The following is a 23,999-nucleotide window of genomic DNA, read 5'->3' as shown; positions in this document are numbered from 1 at the left end:
TCAAGAGGACTCCCATGCGTCTTATCCGCATGCTGTTGCTGCCGGTACTGGCTTTGACCACACTTTCCGCCCACGCCGACGACAAGGACGTGGCGCGCCTGACCCAATTGCTGGAAACATCCAAAACCCTGACTGCGCGTTTCTCGCAGCTGACCCTCGATGGCGGCGGCACCCAGTTGCAGGAAACCGCCGGTGAAATGTCGTTGCAGCGCCCGGGCCTGTTTTACTGGCACACCGACGCGCCGGCCGAACAAACCATGGTTTCCGACGGCAAGAAAGTGACCCTGTGGGACCCGGATCTGGAGCAGGTCACGATCAAGAAGCTCGATGAGCGCCTGACCCAAACCCCGGCCCTGTTGCTGTCCGGTGACGTGTCCAAGATCAAAGAGAGCTTCGACATCAGCGCCAAGGAAGCGGGTGGCGTGATCGACTTCACCCTGAAGCCGAAAACCAAGGACACCCTGTTCGATAGCCTGCGCCTGTCGTTCCGCAACGGCTTGCTTAATGACATGCAAATGATCGACAGCGTGGGTCAGCGCACCAACCTCCTGTTCACCGGTGTGAAAGCCAACGAGCCGATCCCGGCGTCCAAGTTCAAGTTCGACATCCCGAAGGGTGCCGATGTGATCCAGGAATAAGAGGTTTTAACCGTACGTGATGGACCTGTTTCGCAGTGCCCCGATCGCTCAGCCCTTGGCCGCCCGCTTGCGTGCGGCCAATCTGGATGAGTACGTCGGTCAGGAACACCTGCTCGCTCGCGGCAAGCCTTTGCGCGAAGCCCTGGAGCAGGGTGCCCTGCATTCGATGATTTTCTGGGGGCCGCCGGGCGTGGGTAAGACCACCCTGGCGCGGCTGCTGGCGGAAGTCTCGGATGCGCATTTCGAAACGGTGTCGGCGGTGCTGGCCGGGGTGAAGGAAATCCGTCAGGCGGTGGAAATCGCCAAGCAACAGGCCGGGCAGTACGGCCGCCGGACCATCCTGTTTGTTGACGAAGTGCACCGTTTCAACAAATCCCAGCAGGATGCGTTTCTGCCCTACGTTGAAGACGGCACGCTGATTTTCATCGGCGCGACCACCGAAAATCCATCGTTTGAACTCAACAACGCCTTGCTCTCCCGGGCGCGCGTCTACGTGCTTAAAAGCCTCGACGAAGCGGCCCTGCGCAAACTGGTGCATCGCGCGCTGACCGAGGAGCGTGGCCTGGGCAAGCGGCAACTGACCCTCAGCGACGAAAGCTTCCAGATGCTGCTGTCCGCCGCCGATGGCGATGGCCGGCGTTTGCTCAACCTGCTGGAAAATGCCTCGGACCTCGCCGAAGACAACAGCGAGATCGGCATCGATCTGCTGCAAAGTCTGCTCGGCGATACCCGTCGGCGTTTCGACAAGGGCGGCGAAGCGTTCTACGACCAGATTTCCGCGCTGCATAAATCCGTGCGCGGCTCCAACCCCGACGGCGCGCTGTACTGGTTCGCGCGCATGATCGACGGCGGTTGCGATCCGCTGTACCTGGCCCGGCGCGTGGTGCGCATGGCCAGCGAAGACATCGGCAACGCCGACCCGCGCGCCCTGAGCCTGTGCCTGGCGGCGTGGGAAGTGCAGGAACGCCTCGGCAGCCCCGAAGGCGAATTGGCGGTGGCCCAGGCCATCACCTACTTGGCCTGCGCGCCGAAAAGCAACGCGGTGTACATGGGCTTCAAAGCGGCGATGCGCAGCGCCACTGAACACGGTTCGCTGGAAGTGCCGCTGCACCTGCGCAATGCGCCGACCAAGCTGATGAAGCAATTGGGTTATGGCGATGAATATCGCTATGCCCATGACGAACCGGACGCGTACGCCGCTGGCGAAGACTACTTCCCGGAAGAGCTCGAGCCACAACCCTTCTATCAGCCGGTGCCCCGTGGCCTGGAGCTGAAGATCGGCGAGAAGCTCAACCACCTGGCCCAACTTGACCGACTCAGCCCTCGGCAGCGGAGAAAATAGTGCTTCCATTGATCGTTGCGGTTTCCGTCGGCGGGATCGCCGGCACGCTGTTGCGCTTTGCCACGGGCAACTGGATCAACGCTAATTGGCCGCGGCACTTCTATACCGCGACGCTGGCCGTTAATATCGTCGGCTGTTTGCTGATCGGCGTTTTATACGGTCTGTTTTTGATACGCCCGGAGGTGCCGATCGAGGTGCGCGCCGGGTTGATGGTCGGCTTCCTCGGGGGGCTGACGACTTTTTCTTCCTTTTCACTGGATACGGTGCGCCTGCTGGAAAGCGGGCAGGTGCCGCTGGCCCTGGGCTATGCTGCCATCAGCGTATTCGGCGGGCTGCTCGCCACCTGGGCCGGCCTGTCTTTGACCAAACTTTGATAACGAGAGACCGACATGCTCGATTCCAAACTGTTACGTAGCAACCTTCAGGACGTAGCGGACCGCCTGGCATCCCGTGGCTTTGTGCTGGATGTTGCGCGCATCGAAGCGCTGGAAGAACAGCGCAAGACCGTCCAGACCCGCACCGAAGCACTGCAGGCTGAACGTAATGCGCGCTCCAAATCCATCGGCCAGGCCAAGCAGCGCGGCGAAGACATCGCACCGCTGATGGCTGATGTCGAGCGCATGGCGAATGAATTGAGTGCCGGCAAGGTAGAACTGGACCAGATCCAGACCGACCTGGACTCGATCCTGCTCGGCATCCCGAACCTGCCACACGAGTCCGTGCCGATCGGAGCGGATGAAGACGGCAACGTCGAAGTGCGCCGCTGGGGCACCCCGACCGCGTTTGATTTCCCGATCCAGGACCACGTGGCCCTGGGCGAGAAGTTCGGCTGGCTGGACTTCGAAACCGCCGCCAAGCTGTCCGGCGCCCGTTTCGCCCTGCTGCGTGGCCCGATCGCTCGCCTGCACCGCGCCCTTGCGCAGTTCATGATCAACCTGCACACCACCGAACACGGCTATGAAGAGGCCTACACGCCTTATCTGGTTCAAGCGCCGGCCCTGCAAGGCACTGGCCAGTTGCCAAAGTTCGAAGAAGACCTGTTCAAGATCACCCGCGAAGGCGAAGCCGATCTGTACCTGATCCCGACCGCCGAAGTGTCGCTGACCAACATCGTCGCTGGCGAAATCGTCGATTCGAAACTGCTGCCGATCAAGTTCGTTGCTCACACGCCGTGCTTCCGTAGCGAGGCCGGCGCGTCGGGCCGTGACACTCGCGGCATGATTCGCCAGCACCAGTTCGACAAAGTTGAAATGGTGCAGATCGTTGAGCCGTCGACGTCGATGGACGCGCTGGAAGGCCTGACCGCCAACGCTGAAAAAGTCCTGCAATTGCTGGAATTGCCGTATCGCACCCTGGCGCTCTGCACCGGCGACATGGGCTTCAGCGCCGTGAAGACTTACGACCTGGAAGTGTGGATCCCGAGCCAGGACAAGTACCGCGAGATTTCGTCGTGCTCCAACTGCGGCGATTTCCAGGCCCGTCGGATGCAAGCGCGTTTCCGTAACCCGGAAACCGGCAAGCCTGAACTGGTTCACACCCTGAACGGTTCCGGCCTGGCCGTAGGTCGTACTTTGGTCGCCGTGCTGGAAAACTACCAGCAGGCCGACGGTTCGATCCGTGTGCCTGCGGTACTGAAGCCGTACATGGGTGGCCTCGAGGTCATCGGCTAAATGGATTATCTGCCGCTGTTTCATAACCTTCGCGGCAGTCGTGTGTTGGTCGTCGGCGGCGGGGAGATTGCCTTGCGCAAGTCCCGCCTGCTGGCCGAAGCCGGTGCGCTGCTGCGGGTGGTCGCACCTGAAATCGAAGCGCAACTGCGTGAATTGGTGGTCGGTAGCGGTGGCGAGTGCCTATTGCGTGGCTACGTCGAGGCGGATCTGGACGGTTGCGGGCTGATCATTGCCGCCACCGACGATCAACCGCTGAACGCGCAAGTGTCCGCCGATGCCCATCGGCGCTGCGTGCCGGTCAACGTGGTGGATGCGCCGGCCCTGTGCAGCGTGATCTTCCCGGCGATTGTCGACCGTTCCCCGCTGATCGTTGCCATCTCCAGCGGCGGCGATGCGCCGGTGCTGGCGCGGCTGATCCGGGCCAAAATCGAAACCTGGATTCCTTCCACCTACGGGCAACTGGCCGGTCTGGCGGCGCGTTTTCGCACGCAGGTCAAAAACATGCTGCCGGATGTGCAGCAGCGTCGGGCGTTCTGGGAAGATGTGTTCCAGGGCCCGATTGCCGACCGGCAACTGGCCGGGCAGGGCGCTGAAGCCGAGCGCTTGCTGCTGGCGAAAATCGCGGGTGAGCCGCCGACAAAAACTGGCGAGGTGTATTTGGTCGGCGCAGGCCCCGGTGATCCGGACCTGCTGACTTTCCGCGCCTTGCGCCTGATGCAGCAAGCCGATGTGGTGTTGTACGACCGCTTGGTGGCGCCAGCGATTCTGGATCTGTGTCGTCGTGATGCCGGGCGTGTTTATGTCGGTAAACGTCGCGCCGATCACGCCGTACCGCAGGACCAGATCAACAAGCAATTGGTGGATCTGGCCAAGGCTGGCAAACGCGTGGTGCGGTTGAAGGGCGGTGATCCGTTCATCTTCGGCCGTGGCGGCGAAGAGATCGAAGAACTGGCGGCCCATGGCATCCCGTTCCAGGTCGTGCCGGGCATCACCGCGGCCAGTGGTTGTGCGGCGTATGCCGGGATTCCGCTGACTCACCGTGACTATGCGCAGTCGGTGCGGTTTGTCACCGGGCACCTGAAGGACGGTTCCACCGATCTACCGTGGGCCGACCTCGTCGCGCCAGCGCAAACCCTGGTGTTTTACATGGGGCTGGTGGGCTTGCCGATCATCTGCGAGCAGTTGATCAAGTATGGTCGCGGCGCAGATACCCCGGCAGCGTTGATTCAGCAGGGCACCACGGTCAATCAGCGGGTGTTTACCGGCACCTTGGCCGATCTTCCACGGCTGGTGGCGGAGCATGAAGTGCATGCGCCGACGCTGGTGATTGTTGGGGAAGTGGTGCAACTGCGCGAGAAACTGGCGTGGTTTGAAGGGGCTCAGGCGCAGGTTTGATCTGAAATCTGTTGATCGTTCCCACGCTCCGCGTGGGAATGCCGCCAGGGACGCTCCGCGTTCCGCTTTGGATGTGACGCAGAGCGTCACGGGATGCACTCCCACGCGGAGCGTGGGAACGATCATCTGTCAGGCGTTACGCCAAACCCCTTTCCCACTCAACCGCTCCCGATCATGGGGCGCGTTGAAATCCTGTTTCGGCCCTTTCGGCACAATCCCCGTCGGGTTAATGGTCTTGTGGCTACCGTAATAGTGATTCTTGATGTGCTCAAAACTCACCGTCTCGGCAATCCCCGGCCACTGATACATCTCCCGCAACCAGTTCGACAAATTCGGATAATCGGCAATCCGCCGCAGGTTGCACTTGAAGTGCCCGTAGTACACCGCATCAAAACGAATCAGCGTAGTGAACAGCCGAATATCCGCTTCCGTCAGGAATTCGCCGACCAGGTAACGGTTCGCGCCTAACAGTAGTTCCAGCCGATCCAGCTCGGCAAACACCTCATCAAACGCCTCTTCATAAGCCTTCTGCGAGGTAGCAAACCCGGCGCGGTACACGCCGTTGTTCACGGCCGGATAAATCCGTTCGTTCAGTGCATCGATCTCACTGCGCAACGGCGCCGGATAGAAATCCAGATCATTGCCAGTCAGGTCATCGAACGCGCTATTGAACATGCGGATAATTTCCGCCGATTCATTGTTAACGATGCGGTTCTGCTGTTTGTCCCACAGCACCGGCACGGTGACGCGGCCGGTATAGTCTGCGGCATCGGCGGTGTAGCGCTGGTGCATGAAATTGAAGTGATCGAGCTTGTCGCCGGTCGAGCCGAGGGTCTTATCGAAGGTCCAGCCGTTTTCCAGCATCAACCAACTGACCACCGAGACGTCGATCAGCTTTTCGAGGCCTTTGAGTTTGCGCAGGATCAGCGTGCGATGAGCCCACGGGCAAGCGAGGGAGACGTAGAGATGATAGCGCCCGGCTTCGGCCGCAAAGCCACCGACACCGGTCGGGCCCGGTTGGCCGTCGGCGGTCAGCCAGTTGCGGCGCTGCGCTTGTTCGCGCTGGAACGCGCCGTCCTTGCTGCTTTCGTACCACTGGTCGTGCCAGCGGCCTTCAACTAACAAACCCATTTCAAGACTCCTCAACCGATAAGCGTTGGAGAGGAGTCTATGCGCATAGGTTCGATAAAATAGCGCAAAGGTTGGGCAGTTATGATCGGTTAAATCGATTTGTCCCGGGCATCCCAGTACTGCTGGGCGGTTTCGAAGGCTTGCTCGCGGGTCTGGCCGAGGCCGCGCAAGGCCAGGGCCATGGTCGAGATCAGGGCCATTTGCGGGTAGCTGTCGACCACATCACCGCGCCACACGGCTTTCAAGTGTTCAGGGTCGAGGGTCGCCGGTTTAACGTGGCGCTGCGTCGACAGTTGCGGCCATTCCTCATCCCAGCTTTCACCGCCAGTGGTGCCGTACAGGTGACTATCGGCGTCCGGGTTGATCTCGATTTCACCGCCATCGCCCTTGACCACAATCGCGGTGTCGCCGAGCAAACCGCTGGCGTCGCGATGCACGGCCTGGTAGCCAGGGTGGAAAATACTTTGCAGGCCGCAGCGCGCGCCCAGAGGGTTAAGGATCCGCGTGAGGGAATGGATCGGTGAACGCAGGCCCAGGGTGTTGCGCAGGTCGATCATCCGTTGCAGCTGCGGCGCCCAATCCACCAAAGGCATGAACGCCAGGCCGCCGTTATCCAGCGCATCGCCAACCTGCTGCCAGTCGCGGCACAGCGGGATTTTCAACTCATCCAGCAACTGCTCGCTGTACAGCCGACCCGCCGTGTGCGCACCGCCGCCGTGCATGAAAATCCGCACGCCGTTCTGCGCCAGGCACTTGGCCGCCAGCAGGAACCAGGGCAGGTGACGCTTCTTGCCGGCGTAAGTCGGCCAGTCCAGATCGACCTTAAAGGCCGGCGCCTTCAAGCGTTCGCGCAAGGCTTCGGTGAAACCGGCCATCTCCTCGGCACTTTCTTCCTTGTGCCGCAACAGCATCAGGAATGCGCCGAGTTGGGTGTCCTCGACCTTGTCGTCCAGCACGAAGCCCATGGCTTGGCGGGCTTCTTCGCGAGTCAGGTCGCGGGCGCCGCGTTTGCCTTTGCCGAGGATTCGCACGAATTGGGCGAACGGGTGCTCGGCGGGCGTTTCAAGGGTCAGTGCGGGGTAGTCGGTCATAAACAATTCGTCGGTTTGGGCAGGCCCGCCAGTTTTGCGGCGAGTTTGGCAGGGGTGCCTTTGAACAGTCGGTTCAGGTGCAGGCTGTTGCCTTTTTCCGGGCCGAGCTTCAACGCGGTGTACTTGATCAGCGGGCGGGTCGCCGGAGACAGCTGGAATTCGTCGTAGAAACGGCGCAGCAGTTCGAGGATTTCCCAGTGCTCGGGGCTCAGCTCGATGTCTTCGGCCGCGGCCAAGGCACTGGCCACGTCGGTGGACCAGTCGCTCAGTTCGACCAGGAAACCGTCCTTGTCCAGCTCGATGGCGCGGGCGCCGACGGTCAGGGAATTCATAGCCAACTGTTGACCTTGTCGTAGTGAATCGACAGCTCGACGAAGGCTGGGTAATCGATGGTTTTGGCCCAGTCGGGCACAACCAAAGCCCGGGCCTGGGCATCTTCGGCCAGCACAAACAATTTCAGGCTGCGAGCATTCAGCGCGTTGAACGGCGCGGTGCCCGGCTGCAAGGCATAAGCGGCGTCACCGGACAGCAACAGCGCATCGTCAACGCCGATCACGCGCAGGCAACTGCTCAGGCGGTCGTCGCCGAACGGGGAGTGAGACAACACATGCAAAGTCGACATCAGAGGGTGATCACCTGGTCGTAACGGTCGATAAGGGCGGTTATTTCGCCGGCGGCCAACACCTGGGCTTCTTCCAGCGCCAGACCACTCGGGTCCAGGCCCCGCTCGGCGGCACTGTCGGCGCAGACAAACAGGTCCTCGACACCAAACATCGGCAACGCCTGCAGGTTGGCGCTCAGGTCTTTCTGTTGCAGGGCCTTGGCATCCTGACGGGCTGCGAGTTGCAATACGCCGTCATCGAGAAACAGCAGGCCGATCGGCAGGTCGAACGCGCCGCCGGCCAGCACGATGTCCAGCGCTTCCCGCGCACTCGGCCCGGACCACGGTGCCTGGCGGCTGATAATCAGGAGGGATTTAGCCATCTCACGCACCTCCGAAACAGATCAGGCGGTCGGCATCCTGCACCGCATCGTGAAGCTGGCCGAGACCGGACAATTCCCACGGGGCACCGACGGCGATCGCTTCGCGCTGGTAACGCTTGGCTTCTTCGTCGTTCAACACGCCGCGGCGCAGGGCTGCCGCGATGCACACGACGCCGTCCAGTTGATGCTCGGCGACAAAGGTGCGCCATTGCTTGGGCAGGTCCTGCTCATCCTGGGGTGTGACCACGCTGCCGGACGCGTTGTAGACACCGTCCTGATAGAAAAACAACCGGACAATCTCATGCCCGCCGGCCAGTGCGGCCTGGGCGAACAGCAAGGCACGGCGCGAGGAGGGCGCATGGGCGGCGGAAAACAGCGCGATGGCGAACTTCATGACGGACTCGATCAGCAAAACTGCGGCCATGATAAAGCTTTATCGCCGGGGCGGCGAAGGGCGATTACGCTCCCGAGTGATCGTTCCCACGCTCTGCGTGGGAATGCCTCAAGGGACGCAGAGCGTTCCAATGGGACGCAGAGCGTCCCGGGCTGCATTCCCACGCGGAGCGTGGGAACGATCACTGTGTCAACGCGGCATGTAGCCCAACTGCCAGCGCTGCGGGATTTTCAACGACAGCAACCCGATCAGGCCGGCCAGCAAGCCGCTGACAAACAGCGCCTTGAGCCCCAGATGATGTTCCAGCACCGCGCCGAGGATCGCGCCGGCGAACATGCCCGTCCAGGGAATCAATTGAACCCGCCAGCCGTTGCGCCGCTCGCCGAGCATCCAGCGCCCCAGGCCACGGCCGAAGCGCGACAGGGCGCCGGTGACGTAGGTCAGGCCGACCGGCAGCCCGTTCACTTCTTCCACGGCGGCATTGAGCATGCCCATGGCGATGATCGCCGCCAGCAGCGCTGGCAGTTGTTCGTCATAAGGCCAGGCGGCCGCACCGCAGAGCAGGGTGGCGATGCACAGCAGCAACGGCAACGCCCGGCGCCCGCCGAGTCGGCTGACAACAATACCCAATGCATTACCGATGATGAACGTGGCCACCAGGATCAACAGGCGCAGTGTCAGCCCCAGGTCACCATCACTGATAGCAACGGCGAGCCGGGTGGTGTTGCCGCTCATGAAAGACACAAAGTCGCCGCTGGCCATGAAGCCGATGGCGTCGGTCATGCCGGCGAGCACTGAAAGGGTGGCCACCAGCGACATGCCGATGCGCCCGCGCCATTTCTGGATATGCAGATGGCCAGGGCTGGCCCGGTGAGTAGAGGCGGATGGTAGCATCGGTGCAGGTCGTCCTTAGGCAGCGAGCGTGGCGGTCACTTACTCAATCCATATAACTCGCAATACTCCAGCCAGTCCATGCCGGCCATCTCGGCCACTTCTTTATGCACTTCCATGCGCTGCGCCTCATAGTCCTCGGCGGTGGTGGCAGTCAATTGCAGGGTCAATTCCCAGGCAAACAACCCCAGGCGCTCGGCCTCGGCTTCGAAGGCTTCGTGCAAGCGCTCTTCACGGTACTGGGCCGGGGTTTCACCCTTGGCCTGGGCGAGCAGCGGGTTGAGGTTGTCGAGCTCGTGGCGCAGTTCCGGGCGCTCCTCGAGAAACTTGTTCAGTGCCTGCTCGTGTTGCTGTTCGGTGGCTGCCATGGTCGCTCCTTGAAGGTCAGGTTACGAAGACTGCTTCTTGGCCTTGGCCGCTGCGGCCAGGCACTCGAGGGCGAATTGCTCCGGGTAGGTCATCTGGATCGGCGTGGTTTCGCCTTTGACGGTTCTTTCGCCGTCGAGGATGTAACGAATCCGTTTGTCGGTGACGCCGATTCGCTTGGCGATCCAGGACGGGGTCTGACCGATCTGGCTTATCAGCTTGTCAGCGTATTCGGCGGTTGGTTTGTAGAATTCGGCGTTGGGTGTCATGTGGCTTTCCAGAAAAGAGGTGATGCGCTGTTAATTGCGCGACAGGGTGCGCGAATCGTCACGCGGTGTCGCGCTATAAATGAAGTAAAGCAGAACGATACGCCGCGCCACGGTGATACAGTCCGCTTTTTCTTGATGAGCGAACACAATGCGAATTCTGATGGTGGCGCTGGCCGCCACCCTGCTGGCGGGCTGCGCGGGCTCGGCGATGGACGACTCCCGCACCAAGGCCCCGACCAAGACCCTGACCTCGGACAAACCGGAAAAAGTCGTCGCCCAGTGCGTGCAATTCGCCTGGCAGGACGAAGCAGTGTTCGGGGTGGATGCCGGGGCTTATCTGCAACCGGGCAAGAAGGGTGGCTCGACGGTTTATACGCGCTCGGCGGAATCGTTTGTGGACCTGAGCAGCGATGCGTCCGGGACGGAGTTGAATTACTACGCGCAGCACGATGATTTCGTGGCCAAGCGCCGGTTGGCGGCGTTGGCGACCTGTTTGTAATCGAATCGCAATCAAAAGATCGCAGCCTTCGGCAGCGCCTACAGGAGAATGCATTTCCATGTAGGAGCTGCCGAAGGCTGCGATCTTTTGTCGGTATCAGAGATTAAAGATCAATCAGGCGCTTCTGAAAAAAGAAGCGCTTGTGCCCCGGCGGATAGTCAGCGATGTGGCCGAGTTCGCTATAGCCAAGTTTTTGGTAGAACTCCGGCGCCTGGAAGTCGAAGGTGTCGAGCCAGATACCGACGCATTCCTTCTCACGGGCCAGTTCTTCGGCCATGTGCATCAGTTTCGAACCGAGCCCCTGTCTACGGCCTTGTTCCGGAACTGAGAGCAATTCAATAAACATCCATTGATAAAACACCCGGCCGTAGAGCCCGCCGAGAATCTCGCCCTGGTCGTCGCGCACCAGCAAGGCAAACGGTTGCGGGTTAGCTGCCCCCGCTTGCGCTGCGTTATAGGCGATCAATGGTGCGAGGATTGCCTCGCGCTCTTGGGGGGTGGGGTTTTGCGAGAGCTCGATACGCAATGTCATGGCTATGTCCTTATGGCGGTGAGTCGAGAAGACTATCTGTCTCCTCGGCATTGTTCCATCCCCGAACGCAGGTGGAACCGCCACTTGCGCGCAGATGTCTAGCCTCTAGAGCGTCAATTCAGAACGCGGCCATGAGGAGAACCCATGAACATTTTCGAAGCCTTGCGCGAAAGTCACGACCGCCAGCGCAGCTATGCCGACGCACTGATTCAGACCAGTGGTGACACCCCGCAGCGGGCCGAGGCCTACAAACAGCTCAAATCCGAACTTCAGGCCCACGAAACCGCGGAGGAACGGTATTTCTACATTCCGCTGATGGAGTTCGACAACGGTGTCGACCTGAGCCGTCATGCCATTTCCGAACACCATGAAATGGACGAAATGATGGAGACCCTGGATGAGACCGAAATGTCTGATCCGACGTGGCTGGTGACGGCGAAAAAGCTCTCCGAGAAGGTCCATCACCACTTGAAGGAAGAAGAGCAGAAGTTCTTCCAGATGGCCGGCAAGCTGCTCGACGAGCAGCAGAAAGAATCCCTCGCTGGCCAATATGAGAAGGAATACAAAGCACAGCTGTCTTGAGTTGAGAATGGTTCCGATTGCTACGTCGCGGTGTAGTCCTTTTGCTACAGGGGACGTAAGATTTGGCTTGGAACACTGGATATGCATCCAGTATTTCGGGTGATTAGCTAACCAGGCATCACTCGCAGCGATAAATGGGTGGGTGGACAAAAAAAGCAGCTCCGTTAGGTTGAAGGCCTCTCCGCAGGAAGGAGAGTTCTTAAATCAACGGAGTGAAAAAAATGAACAAACCACAGACTCAACCAGAACTGCGACACGGTCGCGTTACATCCCCTTCAAGCCGCGGCGCTGTAGCCGTCGAGCTGGGGCTGCTGGGTAACTGGCAAGTCAACGAAATGGAAGGCGGCAAGAACTTCCCGTCGCTGACTGCCGGCCCGTTCCCGGCGCCATATCAAACCGACAGTGCCAGTGACGTGCCACCTGCCGACGGCCATATCCTCAGCGGCGGCAAGGTCGATGCCCGTGACTGCCTCAACTTCACCAACGAGGAACTGAGCCAAAAGCTTAACCGTCCTTTCGCCTGGCCGCTGCTGAACGTCGACCCGGGCCAGACCTTCAAAGTCACTTGGGAATACACCGCCCCCCACGTCACTCGTGGCTACAGCTGGTTCATCACCAAGGATGGCTGGGACCCGAAACAGCGCATCAGCCGTGCGCAACTGGAGCCGAAATCGTTCTTCGACGACTTCTACACCCAGGTTCCGTATTACAGCCATTCCGCCGAGATGAAGGCCAAGGTCAACCACGAAGTGAAATTGCCGGGCAACAAACAGGGGCATCACGTCATCGTGCTGGTGTGGCTCGTGGCCAACACCGGCAACGCCTTCTATCAAGCGTTCGACGTGGACTTCAAGTAATCCCGCAGCGTTAACCCCCCCCACACGTTCTGAAGGAATAGAACATGTCAAAATTCGACTTTACGTTATTGAAATCCCCCGTCAGCGATGCGGCTTCGTTGATGCCGAGCATTGCCGGCAAAAAAATCCTCATGGGCTTCTGGCACAACTGGCCCGCCGGCCCGAGCGACGGTTACCAGCGTGGGCAGTTCGCCAACATCGCGCTGCAGGATGTGCCCAAGGATTACAACGTGGTGGCCGTGGCCTTCATGAAGGGCAACGGCATCCCGACCTTCAAACCCTACAACCTGTCCGATGCCGAGTTCCGCCGCCAGGTCGGCGTGCTGAACAGCCAGGGCCGGGCGGTGCTGATTTCCCTCGGTGGCGCCGACGCGCACATCGAGTTGCACAAAGGCAACGAACAGCCACTGGCCAACGAAATCATCCGCCTGGTGGAAACCTATGGCTTCGATGGACTGGACATCGATCTTGAACAGAGCGCGATTGATTTCGCCGACAACAAGACCGTCCTGCCCGCCGCGCTGAAACTGGTCAAGGACCATTACGCCGGTGAAGGCAAACACTTCATCATCAGCATGGCCCCGGAGTTTCCATACCTGACCACCGCTGGCAAATACGTCGGATACCTCCAGGCCCTGGAAGGCTATTACGACTTCATCGCCCCGCAGTATTACAACCAGGGTGGTGACGGGATCTGGGTGCAGGAAGCCAATAACGGCAATGGCGCGTGGATTGCGCAGAACAACGACGCGATGAAAGAGGACTTCCTGTTTTACCTGACCGAAAGCCTGGTGAGTGGTACTCGCGGGTTCACCAAAATCCCGGCGGACAAATTCGTCATTGGCCTGCCCGCCAACGTCGACGCGGCGGCCACCGGTTACGTGATCAACCCGGCGGCAGTAATGAATGCCTTCAAGCGTCTTGATGCCAAAGGGCTTTCGATCAAAGGACTGATGACCTGGTCGGTGAACTGGGACAATGGCGTCAACAAGGACCACGTGCCGTACAACTGGGAGTTCAGCCGTCGTTACGGGCCGTTGATCAACGGCAAGCGGCTCTCGTCCCACGAGGAAGAACTCGTGGCACCTGAAGTCGCCAACTAGCGGTAAAAAGAAGCCCGGCACAGATGCCGGGCTTTTTGGTTTTCGTCTACCATGCGCATCCACTCACGAAAAAAGGATGCGTTGTGATGGCGAACACCGCCGATCGGGTCAACATCATCGAATCTGAGGTGCTGTCCCACAACTGGTACCTGCTGAAGAAAATAACCTTCGACTATCAGCGTAACAACGGTGACTGGCAACGCCAGAACCGTGAAGTCTACGACCGTGGCAATGGTGCGGCGATTCTGCTGTTCAACCGCGAGAAGAGAACCGTCGTGCTGACGCGCCAGTTTCGGCTGCCGGTGTTCGTCAACGGTCACGATGGCTTGCTGATCGAAGTGGCTGCTGGATTGCTCGAAGGCGCGGCGCCTGAAGAACGGATTCGCGCTGAAGCTGAAGAAGAAACCGGCTATCGCGTGCACCACGTGCAAAAGGTCTTTGAGTCCTACATGAGCCCCGGCTCGGTCACCGAAAAACTGCACTTCTTCATCGCCGAATACGACGCCGCGTCGAAAGTCAGCGATGGCGGTGGGCTGGAGGAAGAGACCGAAGAGCTGGAAGTGCTGGAGTGGACGTTCGACGAGGCACTTGAGGCGTTTTATCGCGGGGAGATCTGCGACGCGAAAACCATCATGCTGCTGCAGTATGCGGCGATGAAAAACATCTTCGCCCAAGTTTGAACGACGGCCAACCCGTGTAGCAGCTGTCGAGCACCGCGAGGCAGCGTTCGGCGGCGAAGCCGTCGTGAAGTCAGGCGATTCGGTGTGTCAGGCTAACCGAGTGCCCAGGATTTACGACGGCTTCGCCGCCGAACGCTGCCTCGCGGTGCTCGACAGCTGCTACAGGCTGCCGTTTTAGTTCAGTCAGAACAGCTCGCCCGTCCGGCTGGCTCCCGACCACTCGCAACCTTCCAGCGTCAGCAACCGCTCCTTCGCCTCAAGCCCACCCGCAAACCCCGTCAATTTCCCCGAAGCGCCAATCACCCGATGGCACGGCGCAATAATCGAGATCGGATTCTTGCCATTCGCCGCACCCACCGCGCGAACCGCGCTCGGATTGCCAATCTGCTCGGCGATCTCGCTGTAGCTGCGGGTTTCGCCAAAGGGAATGGTCAACAGCGCCTGCCAGACCTTTTTCTGAAACTCCGTCCCGGCAAAATCCAGCTCCAGATCGAACTGACTTCGCGTACCGGAAAAATATTCCTGCAACTGTAGAACGGTTCGTTTCAGGATCGGATTGTCGGCCGCTTCAGTCATCACTCCAAGGCGCACGCGGTTCGGTTTGTCGTTTTCCCAGAGGATGGCTGCCAGTCTCGAACCGTTCGCAACCAGCTTCAGCTCGCCCACGGGGGACGGCATGGTGGTGAAGGTGTAGGTCATACCGGCGAACTCCCAAAGCAGCTGAACAGGAGGCAAGCATACTGCCTCATCGGGGAGGCGCAATACGCAATCCCAGCCATACTGGCTACTGCTCTTGAAGCGTTCCCTCTGTTATTGCAGAGCCAAAAAACAAAAAAGAGACCGAATCATGAAGTTCGAACCTTTTGCCAAAACGCTGGTGGCGACTTCCTTGGCGCTCAGCTGCCTCAGTGCTTACGCAGCCTCTGTGGCACCGGTTGCGGCCGAAAACGGCATGGTGGTTACAGCCCAGCACCTGGCCACCCATGTGGGCGTGGATGAGTTGAAGAACGGCGGCAACGCCGTGGATGCCGCGGTCGCGGTGGCCTATGCACTGGCGGTGGTTTATCCCGCGGCGGGCAACCTGGGCGGCGGCGGTTTCATGACCATTCAACTGGCGGACGGGCGCAAGACCTTCCTCGACTTCCGCGAAAAAGCGCCGTTGGCCGCTACGGCGAACATGTACCTGGACAAGGACGGCAACGTCGTCCCGGACCTGAGCACTCGCGGTCACCTGGCCGTTGGCGTGCCGGGCACGGTGTCCGGCATGGAATTGGCCCTGAGCAAATACGGCACCAAGCCGCGCAAGGAAGTGATCGCCCCGGCGATCAAGTTCGCTGAAGAAGGCTTCGTCCTGGAGCAGGGCGATGTCGATCTGCTGGAAACCGCGACCGACGTGTTCAAGAAGGACATGCGTGATTCGGGCTCGATCTTCCTGAGCAACGGCGAGCCGATGCAGGTCGGGCAAAAATTGATACAAAAAGACCTGGGCAAAACCCTGCGGGAAATTTCCGAGAAGGGCGCCGACGGGTTCTATAAAGGTTGGGTGGCCGACGCTATCGTCACCTCCAGCCAGGCCAACAAAGGCATCATCACCCAGGCCGACCTCGACAAGTACAAGACCCGCGAACTGGCCCCCGTGGAATGCGATTATCGCGGTTACCACGTCGTCTCGGCGCCACCGCCAAGTTCGGGCGGGGTGGTGATCTGCGAGATCATGAACATCCTCGATGGCTACCCGATGAAAGACCTGGGCTATCACTCGGCCCAAGGCATGCACTATCAGATCGAAGCGATGCGCCACGCGTATGTGGACCGCAACAGCTACCTCGGCGACCCGGATTTTGTGAAGAACCCGATCGCCCATTTGCTGGACAAAAATTACGCGACCAAACTGCGCGCAGCCATTGACCCGCAAAAGGCTGGCGTGTCCCGCGAGATCAAACCTGGCGTAGCACCGCATGAAGGCAGCAACACCACGCACTTCTCCATCGTCGACAAATGGGGCAACGCGGTGTCGATGACCTACACCCTCAATGACTGGTTCGGCGCTGGCGTCATGGCGAGCAAAACCGGGGTGATCCTCAACGATGAAATGGACGACTTCACCTCGAAAATCGGCGTGCCGAACATGTATGGCCTGGTGCAAGGGGAAGCCAACGCCATCGCGCCCGGCAAGGCACCGTTGTCGTCCATGAGCCCGACCATCGTCACCAAGGACGGTAAAGTGGTGATGGTGGTCGGTACCCCCGGTGGCAGCCGCATCATCACCGCAACCTTGCTGACCATTCTCAACGTGATCGACTACGGCATGAACATCCAGGAAGCCGTGGATGCGCCGCGTTTCCACCAGCAGTGGTTGCCGGAAGAGACCAACCTGGAGACCTTCACCACCAGCCCGGACACGGTGAAGCTGCTCGAAAGCTGGGGCCATAAATTTGCCGGGCCGCAGGACGCCAACCATGTGGCGGCGATCCTGGTCGGCGCGCCTTCGCTGGGCGGCAAACCGGTGGGCAAAAACCGCTACTACGGGGCGAATGATCCGCGCCGCAATACCGGGTTGTCGCTGGGCTACTAAGTCGCAAACGCCACCCTCAATCTGAGGGTGGCCCTTGTAGCAGCTGTCGAGCAACGCGAGGCTGCGTTCGGCGGCGAAGCCGTCGTCAAGCCATGCACTGCGGTGTATCAGGCAGACCGCGTGCGCAGGATTTACGACGGCTTCGCCGCCGAACGCAGCCTCGCGTTGCTCGGCAGCTGCTACAACGGTGCTATGGCAGTTCGAAAGTCATTCATCGGGTTTGGTGACGATGTTATCCGCCTCATCCACCTGATAAGGCACATGCGCCTCGACGCCATCCTTGCCGGTACGCGCCACGACATTCTTGTAACGCTTGCCGTTCCAGCAGCGGAAAATCAGCGTCGCGTTCTCGCCGCCGGTCAGGGTCGAACCCAGGCTGCCAATCAGCTTGCTGCGCGCGCCGCCCACCAGAATGCTGTTCTTGCCCGCCGTCAACACGCTTTTATCGCCACCCATCAACGTGCAGTCATCACCCGCCGTGAGCTTGCTGCGATCACCCGCCGTGAGGTGGCTGTTGCTGCCCGCCAGCAGCTTGCTGCGGTCGCCGGCGATTTGCGTGCTGTCCTTGCCGGCGATCAATTTGCTGCGATCGCCTGCGGTCTGGATGCTCCCGGCACCGGCAATGAGCGTGCTGCGATAACCGGCGGTCTGGGAGCTTTCCTTGCCGGCGATCAACATGCTTTTGTGTCCGGCGATCTGTGTGCTGTCGGGGCCGGCGATCAGTGAACTGCGATAACTGGCAATCTGATTGCTGCCGTAGCCGGCGGTCAACGTGCTTTCGTAACCGGCGGTTTGCGAACTGCCGTACCCGGCGGTCAACACACTGCGCAAGCCGCTGATCAGTGTGCTGCCGTAGCCCGCCGTGAGGAAGCTGCGAATGCCGCTGGTCAAGCTGCTGCCGTAGCCGGCGATCAACGAACTGTCCTGGCCCGCGGTTTCGGTGCTGCCATAACCGGCGGTGAGGGTGCTGTTGTGCTGGGCGGTGAGGGTGCTGCCATAGCCCGCGATCAACGTGCTGTCGTAGCCTGCGGTTTCGGTGCTGCCATAACCGGCGGTGAGAGAACTGCTGTCCTGGGCGGTGAGGGTACTGCCGTAACCCGCCGTCAATGTGCTGTCGTAGCCGGCGGTTTGCGTGCTGCCATAACCGGCGATCAGCGAACTTTCGTAGCCGGCGGTTTCGGTGCTGCCATAGCCGGCGGTAAGGGAACTGTTGTCCTGCGCCGTGAGGGTGCTGCCGTAACCGGCCGTCAGGGTGCTTTCGTAGCCGGCGGTTTGTGTGCTGCCGTAGCCGGCGATCAGCGAACTGTCGCTGCCGGCGGTTTCGGTACTGCCGTAACCGGCGGTGAGCACGCTGCTTTCCCGAGCGGTAAGCGTACTGCCATAGCCTGCGGTCAGGGTGCTTTTATAACCGGCCGTCTCAGTGCTGCCATAGCCGGCGGTGAGCGAGCTGTGTTCCCGGGCGGTGAGGGTGCTGCCATAGCCTGCCGTCAGCGTACTGTCGTGACCGGCGGTTTGTGTACTGCCGTAGCCAGCGATCAACGAGCTGTCGCCGCCCGCCGTCGCGGTACTGCCATAACCTGCGGTCAGGACGCTGCTTTCCCGGGCGGTTTGCGTGCTGCCATAGCCGGCAGTCAGATGGCTTTCATAGCCCGCCGTCTGGGTGCTGCCGTAACCGGCGATCAGCGAACTTTCATGCCCGGCGGTTTCTGTCGTCCCATAACCCGCCGTGAGGGAACTGCCGTCCTGAGCAGTGAGGGTGCTGCCATAGCCGGCCGTCAACGTGCTGTTGTAGCCGGCGGTTTGCGTACTGCCATAACCAGCGATTAACGAGCTGTCGCCGCCAGCGGTTTCGGTACTGCCATAGCCGGCAGTGAGGGAGCTGCTTTCCTGAGCGGTCTGGGTGCTGCCATATCCGGCGGTCAACGTGCTTTCGTGGCCGGCCGTCTGGGTGCTGCCGTAACCGGCGATCAGCGAACTTTCCGGCCCGGCAGTGCCAGTGCTGCCGTAACCGGCGGTCAGGGCGCTGCTGTCCTGAGCGGTTTGGGTGGTGCCGTAGCCTGCCGTCAGCGTGCTGTCCTGACCTGCTGTTTGTGTGCTGCCATAACCGGCGATCAAGGAGCTTTCCGATCCGGCGGTTTCAGTGCTGCCATAGCCCGCCGTGAGTGCGCTGCCATCCTTGGCGGTCTGCGTACTGCCGTAACCTGCGGTCAGTGAGCTGTCGCGTCCTGCCGTTGCCGTGCTGCCATAACCGGCGGTGAGGGTGCTGTCGTCTTGGGCGGTTTGCGTGCTGCCGTAGTCGGCGGTCAGGGTGCTTTTCTGGCCGGCAATCTGGGTGCTGCCATACCCGGCGATCAGCGCGCTGTCGTTGCCGGCCATCTCCGTGCTGCCATAGCCGGCGGTCAACGAACTGCTGTCGGCGGCGGTCAAGGTGCTGCCGTAACCGGCAATCAACGAACTCTGGCCGCCCGCTGTTTCGGTGCTGCCGTAGCCGGCCAGCAGATAACTTTGATGCCCGCCGGTCAGGGTGCTGCCATAAACAGCCGTTTCGAACTTTTGCGAGGCGTCGACTTTAGCGCCAATACCGGAAGGACTGTATCCCTGCGCTCGGCGACTTTCGAATTCGCGGCTTAATGGTTTATTGGATGATTCCAGTGTTGTTTCGATTGAAGTGGAGTTGGCGATTTGATAATTGTCGATGTTTTGTAAGATGTAATTGGTCGCGCTTTCTTGTGTGCCGGTATGAACAACTTCCGCTTCCGGAAACTTGATCATGCCGTCTTCTTCAAGTTTGATGATATGCGCTGCGTCAACTTCGCACACAATCCATCTGGCATCGGCTCGCAGACTTAGCTGAGTAGAAGAACCCTCACCCCACAACAGCCCGACCAGACCGTTCTCGAGCTTTTTGCTGGGTAGCCAGTGCTTGCACACTAGCGGTCCGGCTTCAGGCCAGACGTGGCCAGCGTGGTCCGACATGTCATTGGCACACGTGCGCAAGACCAGGACTTTGTTGTCATTCATATCAAGTGTACTCAATGGATATAACAGCATCAGCGGGAATCAGGATTGTAAGTGTCCATCCCGTTCAATAAAGAACGATCAGTTGATTACTCACAGTCACTGGCTGAAATCCATTGATAGCCAGCGGCAAAGCCGCAGCCCTGTTATTAAACAGGTCACAGTCCTGGCGAAACTTCTCGATATCGGTGATTCACCCTAAAGCAAACTATCAATATTGCCTACTCTTATTGTTGTGTTATTGAAATGATATTGCTCGTTACAATGGAATAACAAATTACTGTCATGTTTAATATGGTTTAATGCTTTTTTAATTCACATTAGCGGCGGTGGGGAGGCTGTCCACGTGCTGAAACGGCGCTGTTTTATACCGGCGCGTTTTGCGGCATTATCGATTGCGCGCGATCCTCGTTCGGCCCTCAGAGACCCGGTTGCGTCCCCCTTAATCTGATGGATTACTTTAAGGCCCCCCGCCATGACCACCGCACTGCTGATCATCGACGTCCAACATGCCCTGTGCACCGGCGAGTACGAATGCTTCGACATCAAACGCGTCATCGAGAACATCAATAGCCTGAGCGTCAAGGCCCGGGAAACCGGGGTCCCGGTGGTCCTGATCCAGCACGAAGAGAAGGGCGACCTGCTGCGACACGGCTCCGAGGGTTGGCAACTGGCCGACAGCCTGGAGACTTCAGCGCAAGACCTGCGCGTGCGCAAAACCACCCGGGACTCGTTTTACCAGACCCACCTGCAGTCATTGCTGCAAGACCAGGGCACAGATCGACTGGTTATCTGCGGCCTGCAAACCGACTATTGCGTCAACGCCACCGTGCGCCAGGCACTGAAAATGGGCTATGACGTGGTACTCGCCAGCGACGCGCATTCCACCGTCGACAACGGCAACCTCGCCGCCGAGGACATCATCGCCGAGCACAACGCCGACCTCGCGCACCTGACGGGCCCTGTGGCACGGATCGACGTCCTGCCCACCGCCGAAATCCGTCTATGACCGTTCTCCAAACCTGGGGGGTGAAGAGGCTTTTCTGTGGCGAGCGAGCTTGCTCGCGCTGGGCTGCGCAGCAGCCCCCGACCCCTCTCAAACCATAAAAACCAACGCCTCGCACCAAGGACCAGCGCCGACCAGCGCCCGCCTGAAGAACGGAATCTCCCCATGCCCTCACGTTTCACCGCCACGTGCGCCGCGTTACTGGCGCCTCTCGCATTCTCCACCGCCACCCACGCCAGCAGCTTCGACTGCATCAGCGCAACCAGCCCCAGCGAAAAAGCCATTTGCGCCGACGCCTACACCTCCAGCCTGGATAAAAAACTGGGCGAACTGTGGAGCGTCACGCTTGCGAAAGTCGCTGATCCCAAAGCGCTGAAGACCGACCAGCGCCAGTGGCTGAAACAGCGCAATCAGTGCGCCGATAACCTTTCTTGCCTGCGGCAGAAGTATCGAATGCGCATCACCGAACTTGGCCACATGGCCACGCCGTTTTCGTGGGACGCCACTTGGCAGATGATTCCGTGGGGCGTAGAGACCGGTGGCGAGTTGAAGACCCGGCGTAAAGATTCGACCCACATCACGTTCGAGGTCTTGGCTGCAAACGGCGCCAACATGGGCAACCTGGATGGCATCGCCACCCTCAAAGGCACGACCGCGCATTACGCCGAGGGCGATTGTGCGCTGACCTTCATCGCCATGAACGGCGTGCTGGATGTCAATCAGGAGGGCAGTGACTCGGATTGCGGCGCCGGGATGGGCGTGTTTTATGCCGGACGATACGTGGCATCGGAACAGTCTTTGGCACTGGAAAACGATTTGCTCAGCGTCGGATTAGTGCGCACTCAACAGGAGGACGACGCGCTGCGCACATTGCTCAAGGACGACTACCAACGGTTGGTCGAGAGCAGCAGTTCGCGGACCCTGGGCGAGGCGTCCAGCGATGTTCCGGGCGCCGGAGTCGATGAAATGTGGGTACGCGGGCTCGGCGGTATCAACGCTTCAATTTTCATGCACGCCACAGACTCGCGCTTCTGGCTGGTGTTGATAGTGAGCGATTCGAAGGGCAATCTTCGCGCCCGTTACTACACCAACGTGCCAGGCTGGAAAGGGCGCCTGCCCGAAACACTCAAGCGTTGGTATGACAAACGAGCGGCGGCCGGGTCTTTGCCGCTGGACCAGATGCCTTAGCGGGGTTCGTACACGTATGCCAACTACTCGAGGATTGAATTCGTGCTTAAAGTCGATGAAGCAATACGCAATAGGTAACCGAAGTGGCGGCAAGGACGAGTTGGATTTCGTTCGGCTTCTGCAATGTTTAAACAGGCTTCTGCGCGAGCGTTTAAAGACACTCAGTGTTACGTCATAAACGGCTACAGCGACTTGCGTCGTTGCCTACGCGTACGCCAGAATCCGCCGGCTTGTGCGTCCAGGTCCGGGACTTTATCGTTTCTCCGTCGCTGAAAAACAGTGATCGGGTTTGGTAGCCCGGACGTAAGGATTGCACGGCATCACCATTCGCGGCGTTTCTTCGCCTCGGCATTATGGTGGTCATGCACAGGGCATCTTCGGGTGCGCCGGTTTCCTTATGTCCCGGTCTACCAACCTGCGTATGGCCACCACCCATTCGTTTGGTAGCGAGGTTGGTTGGCTCTTTGTTTACGACATAAGGAGTTCTATCTATGTTCAAGGTAACGCCCAACCCCCCGGATACCGATCCAGTACCCTACGACGCCTCTTTTGATCTTGATCCCAAGAAAATGAAATTGGCGGCAGACCGCGCACTCAACTTCTACCTCAACCCAGGGGCGACGAAAACGCAGATACCGCCCCGCAGCTGCGGCGCCTTCTTCACCATCGACGCAGCGGTGGATGACGAAACGTTGCTGGTCGAGGTCTACGAATCGTTATCAACGGCCCGCAAGATGGTCAACGATCTCGTAGAGCTCACGGACGGCCCGCGACGCCATACGATGCTGGTGTTGCATCGGTCGCTCGTGATGGGTGAGTTAGCGGTCAATCGGATACTGGATAACCACAAGCCTGGATAACCGCCAGGCCCTGTAGGAGCGAAGCTTGCTCGCGATGGCGTCAGGCCTGACACACCGCGTTATCGTTCATCGCGAGCAAGCTTTGCTCCTACGGTGAAGGGGTCGGGTCTGGTACAGCGCGTCATCGTTCTTCGCGGGCAAGTCGGATCGCCGCACCGCTCGCTCCTACACACAACGATCTTGCTCCCGCTGGGTTGCGCAGCAGCTCCCAACAAACCTCAAGTAGCAAACATCAACCCCCCAATCGCCCCAACCCGCTCCGGCACCACGCCCCCCAACACCAACCGGGTAATCGTCGCCGCCGCCTTCCGGTAATCCCCATCCTCCGGCACCTGCCGCCCGGTGATGTGCGCCATCTGCCAACCCAGATTGGTGTAGGTGCGCGTCGCCGACCAGATAAACAGCATCAAATGCTCCGGGTCCACCGGCGCCAACAGCCCGCGCTCAATCCAGCTGCGCAGGCACTCGACATTGCGCTGCGCCTCGGCATACAACAAATCCCGGCACTCCTCGGGCAACTGCCGTCCCCCCAGCAACAGCTCGCCACTGAACACCTTGGCGATATGCGGATGCTCGCGCGCAATGCGAATCCGCGCCGCAATGTAGGCCTGCAAGCCCTCCACCGGATCATCGCTCTCGCGCAACGCCGCCGAGGCCTCCAGTAGCGGCTCGACAAACCCGAGCAACACCTTGGCGTAGAGGTTTTCCTTGCTCTTGAAGTAGTAATACAGATTTGCCTTCGGCACCCCCGCACGCGCGGCGATGTCCCGGGTCTGGGTGGCGTCGAAACCCTTGGCAGCAAACTCTTCGCTGGCGGCGGCCAGGATCAGGTGCTGATTGCGTTGGCGAATGTTGGTCATGGGGATGGAACGAGGGAGAGGGGCATGGGGAATGTCTTGGGAAATCGGTTTCGTAATATATAAAACTA

Annotated in this window: 26 protein-coding genes and 1 pseudogene; 14 read left to right on the top strand and 13 right to left on the bottom strand. The window is 59.9% G+C overall.

The features are described 5' to 3' along the window. The first annotated feature begins 14 nt into the window (after nucleotides 1-14). Genes lolA through cysG form a run of 5 tightly spaced genes read left to right on the top strand, consistent with a single transcriptional unit; the run spans nucleotide 15 to nucleotide 5,045 of the window. Nucleotides 15-638 (top strand): outer membrane lipoprotein periplasmic chaperone LolA, encoded by a 624-nt coding sequence (lolA, locus tag ACA071_RS20135; protein WP_213940380.1) that lies wholly within the window; start codon nucleotides 15-17, stop codon nucleotides 636-638. Between the two features lie 19 nt (nucleotides 639-657). Then, nucleotides 658-1,980, top strand: coding sequence for a replication-associated recombination protein A (locus ACA071_RS20130; RefSeq protein ID WP_497645359.1), 1,323 nt, complete (start codon nucleotides 658-660; stop codon nucleotides 1,978-1,980). Beyond that, nucleotides 1,980-2,354 (top strand): fluoride efflux transporter CrcB, encoded by a 375-nt coding sequence (gene crcB, locus ACA071_RS20125; RefSeq protein WP_054053639.1) that lies wholly within the window; start codon nucleotides 1,980-1,982, stop codon nucleotides 2,352-2,354. Before ACA071_RS20130 ends, crcB begins: the two co-directional genes overlap by 1 nt. Nucleotides 2,355-2,369: 15 nt before the next feature. Beyond that, entirely contained in the window at nucleotides 2,370-3,650 is a 1,281-nt protein-coding gene (serS, locus tag ACA071_RS20120; RefSeq protein WP_497640776.1) for a serine--tRNA ligase, read from the top strand. Continuing rightward, nucleotides 3,651-5,045, top strand: coding sequence for a siroheme synthase CysG (gene cysG / locus ACA071_RS20115; protein WP_497640775.1), 1,395 nt, complete (start codon nucleotides 3,651-3,653; stop codon nucleotides 5,043-5,045). It begins immediately after the preceding gene. Between the two features lie 129 nt (nucleotides 5,046-5,174). Here the strand turns inward: cysG and ACA071_RS20110 are convergent, their stop codons facing one another. The 9 genes from ACA071_RS20110 to ACA071_RS20070 form a co-directional block, all read right to left on the bottom strand. After that, nucleotides 5,175-6,176 carry a glutathione S-transferase family protein gene (locus ACA071_RS20110; protein WP_497640774.1) on the bottom strand — a complete coding sequence of 334 codons (1,002 nt, stop codon included), beginning with the start codon at nucleotides 6,174-6,176 and terminating at the stop codon, nucleotides 5,175-5,177. An 89-nt stretch (nucleotides 6,177-6,265) separates the two neighbouring features. After that, nucleotides 6,266-7,267, bottom strand: a complete 1,002-nt coding sequence (locus ACA071_RS20105) for a glycosyl transferase family protein (protein WP_497640773.1) — start codon at nucleotides 7,265-7,267, stop codon at nucleotides 6,266-6,268. After that, nucleotides 7,264-7,599 (bottom strand): TusE/DsrC/DsvC family sulfur relay protein, encoded by a 336-nt coding sequence (locus ACA071_RS20100; protein ID WP_213940386.1) that lies wholly within the window; start codon nucleotides 7,597-7,599, stop codon nucleotides 7,264-7,266. Before ACA071_RS20100 ends, ACA071_RS20105 begins: the two co-directional genes overlap by 4 nt. After that, complete coding sequence (tusB, locus tag ACA071_RS20095; protein ID WP_497640772.1) at nucleotides 7,596-7,889, bottom strand: sulfurtransferase complex subunit TusB; 294 nt, start codon at nucleotides 7,887-7,889, stop codon at nucleotides 7,596-7,598. Before tusB ends, ACA071_RS20100 begins: the two co-directional genes overlap by 4 nt. Next, on the bottom strand, nucleotides 7,889-8,251 hold the full coding sequence (tusC, locus tag ACA071_RS20090) for a sulfurtransferase complex subunit TusC (protein WP_497640771.1): 363 nt from the start codon (nucleotides 8,249-8,251) through the stop codon (nucleotides 7,889-7,891). The genes tusB and tusC overlap by 1 nt, the downstream gene beginning before the upstream one ends. A gap of 1 nt (nucleotide 8,252) precedes the next feature. Beyond that, complete coding sequence (gene tusD, locus ACA071_RS20085) at nucleotides 8,253-8,645, bottom strand: sulfurtransferase complex subunit TusD (protein ID WP_497645358.1); 393 nt, start codon at nucleotides 8,643-8,645, stop codon at nucleotides 8,253-8,255. Between the two features lie 189 nt (nucleotides 8,646-8,834). Next, nucleotides 8,835-9,539, bottom strand: a complete 705-nt coding sequence (locus ACA071_RS20080) for a YoaK family protein (RefSeq protein WP_497640770.1) — start codon at nucleotides 9,537-9,539, stop codon at nucleotides 8,835-8,837. A gap of 35 nt (nucleotides 9,540-9,574) precedes the next feature. Beyond that, nucleotides 9,575-9,904, bottom strand: a complete 330-nt coding sequence (locus ACA071_RS20075; protein ID WP_497640769.1) for a DUF6388 family protein — start codon at nucleotides 9,902-9,904, stop codon at nucleotides 9,575-9,577. Nucleotides 9,905-9,925: 21 nt separating this feature from the next. Beyond that, nucleotides 9,926-10,171 (bottom strand): hypothetical protein, encoded by a 246-nt coding sequence (locus ACA071_RS20070; protein WP_054053620.1) that lies wholly within the window; start codon nucleotides 10,169-10,171, stop codon nucleotides 9,926-9,928. A 148-nt stretch (nucleotides 10,172-10,319) separates the two neighbouring features. Between ACA071_RS20070 and ACA071_RS20065 the strand changes: the two genes are divergently transcribed. After that, nucleotides 10,320-10,670 carry a hypothetical protein gene (locus ACA071_RS20065; RefSeq protein WP_497640768.1) on the top strand — a complete coding sequence of 117 codons (351 nt, stop codon included), beginning with the start codon at nucleotides 10,320-10,322 and terminating at the stop codon, nucleotides 10,668-10,670. A 103-nt stretch (nucleotides 10,671-10,773) separates the two neighbouring features. Here the strand turns inward: ACA071_RS20065 and ACA071_RS20060 are convergent, their stop codons facing one another. Further along, a complete protein-coding gene (locus tag ACA071_RS20060) occupies nucleotides 10,774-11,202 on the bottom strand; it encodes a GNAT family N-acetyltransferase (protein ID WP_497640767.1) in 429 nt (142 codons plus the stop codon). Nucleotides 11,203-11,346: 144 nt separating this feature from the next. Between ACA071_RS20060 and ACA071_RS20055 the strand changes: the two genes are divergently transcribed. The 4 genes and pseudogenes from ACA071_RS20055 to ACA071_RS20040 all read left to right on the top strand — a co-directional run bounded on the left by ACA071_RS20055 (nucleotide 11,347) and on the right by ACA071_RS20040 (nucleotide 14,424). After that, nucleotides 11,347-11,784, top strand: coding sequence for a hemerythrin domain-containing protein (locus tag ACA071_RS20055; protein ID WP_497640766.1), 438 nt, complete (start codon nucleotides 11,347-11,349; stop codon nucleotides 11,782-11,784). A gap of 221 nt (nucleotides 11,785-12,005) precedes the next feature. Beyond that, on the top strand, nucleotides 12,006-12,641 hold the full coding sequence (locus ACA071_RS20050; RefSeq protein WP_497640765.1) for a lytic polysaccharide monooxygenase auxiliary activity family 9 protein: 636 nt from the start codon (nucleotides 12,006-12,008) through the stop codon (nucleotides 12,639-12,641). Between the two features lie 44 nt (nucleotides 12,642-12,685). Then, nucleotides 12,686-13,687, top strand: a pseudogene (locus ACA071_RS20045) (chitinase); the annotation flags it as partial. 143 nt (nucleotides 13,688-13,830) lie between these two features. Continuing rightward, nucleotides 13,831-14,424, top strand: coding sequence for an NUDIX domain-containing protein (locus ACA071_RS20040; protein WP_497640764.1), 594 nt, complete (start codon nucleotides 13,831-13,833; stop codon nucleotides 14,422-14,424). A gap of 183 nt (nucleotides 14,425-14,607) precedes the next feature. On the opposite strand, the gene ACA071_RS20035 is transcribed toward ACA071_RS20040, so the two are convergent. Then, a complete protein-coding gene (locus ACA071_RS20035) occupies nucleotides 14,608-15,123 on the bottom strand; it encodes a methylated-DNA--[protein]-cysteine S-methyltransferase (RefSeq protein ID WP_497640763.1) in 516 nt (171 codons plus the stop codon). A gap of 148 nt (nucleotides 15,124-15,271) precedes the next feature. Here ACA071_RS20035 and ggt point away from each other — a divergent pair, with 148 nt between their 5' ends. Then, nucleotides 15,272-16,999, top strand: coding sequence for a gamma-glutamyltransferase (ggt, locus tag ACA071_RS20030; protein WP_497640762.1), 1,728 nt, complete (start codon nucleotides 15,272-15,274; stop codon nucleotides 16,997-16,999). 207 nt (nucleotides 17,000-17,206) lie between these two features. On the opposite strand, the gene ACA071_RS20025 is transcribed toward ggt, so the two are convergent. After that, complete coding sequence (locus tag ACA071_RS20025; protein WP_497640761.1) at nucleotides 17,207-20,020, bottom strand: beta strand repeat-containing protein; 2,814 nt, start codon at nucleotides 20,018-20,020, stop codon at nucleotides 17,207-17,209. A gap of 472 nt (nucleotides 20,021-20,492) precedes the next feature. Here ACA071_RS20025 and ACA071_RS20020 point away from each other — a divergent pair, with 472 nt between their 5' ends. The 3 genes from ACA071_RS20020 (at nucleotide 20,493) to ACA071_RS20010 (ending at nucleotide 23,071) form a co-directional block, all read left to right on the top strand. Further along, nucleotides 20,493-21,026: a cysteine hydrolase family protein gene (locus tag ACA071_RS20020; RefSeq protein ID WP_497640760.1), complete on the top strand. Its 534-nt coding sequence runs from the start codon at nucleotides 20,493-20,495 to the stop codon at nucleotides 21,024-21,026. Between the two features lie 162 nt (nucleotides 21,027-21,188). After that, nucleotides 21,189-22,211, top strand: coding sequence for a lysozyme inhibitor LprI family protein (locus ACA071_RS20015; protein WP_497640759.1), 1,023 nt, complete (start codon nucleotides 21,189-21,191; stop codon nucleotides 22,209-22,211). A 491-nt stretch (nucleotides 22,212-22,702) separates the two neighbouring features. Further along, complete coding sequence (locus tag ACA071_RS20010; RefSeq protein ID WP_497640758.1) at nucleotides 22,703-23,071, top strand: DUF6124 family protein; 369 nt, start codon at nucleotides 22,703-22,705, stop codon at nucleotides 23,069-23,071. 218 nt (nucleotides 23,072-23,289) lie between these two features. On the opposite strand, the gene ACA071_RS20005 is transcribed toward ACA071_RS20010, so the two are convergent. Next, nucleotides 23,290-23,931, bottom strand: a complete 642-nt coding sequence (locus tag ACA071_RS20005) for a TetR/AcrR family transcriptional regulator (RefSeq protein WP_497640757.1) — start codon at nucleotides 23,929-23,931, stop codon at nucleotides 23,290-23,292. Nucleotides 23,932-23,999 lie beyond the last annotated feature (68 nt).

Source organism: Pseudomonas sp. LBUM1646, from assembly GCF_059716165.1.
Note: the sequence above shows the minus strand (reverse complement) of the source record. Positions and strands in the feature narration are given on the sequence as shown.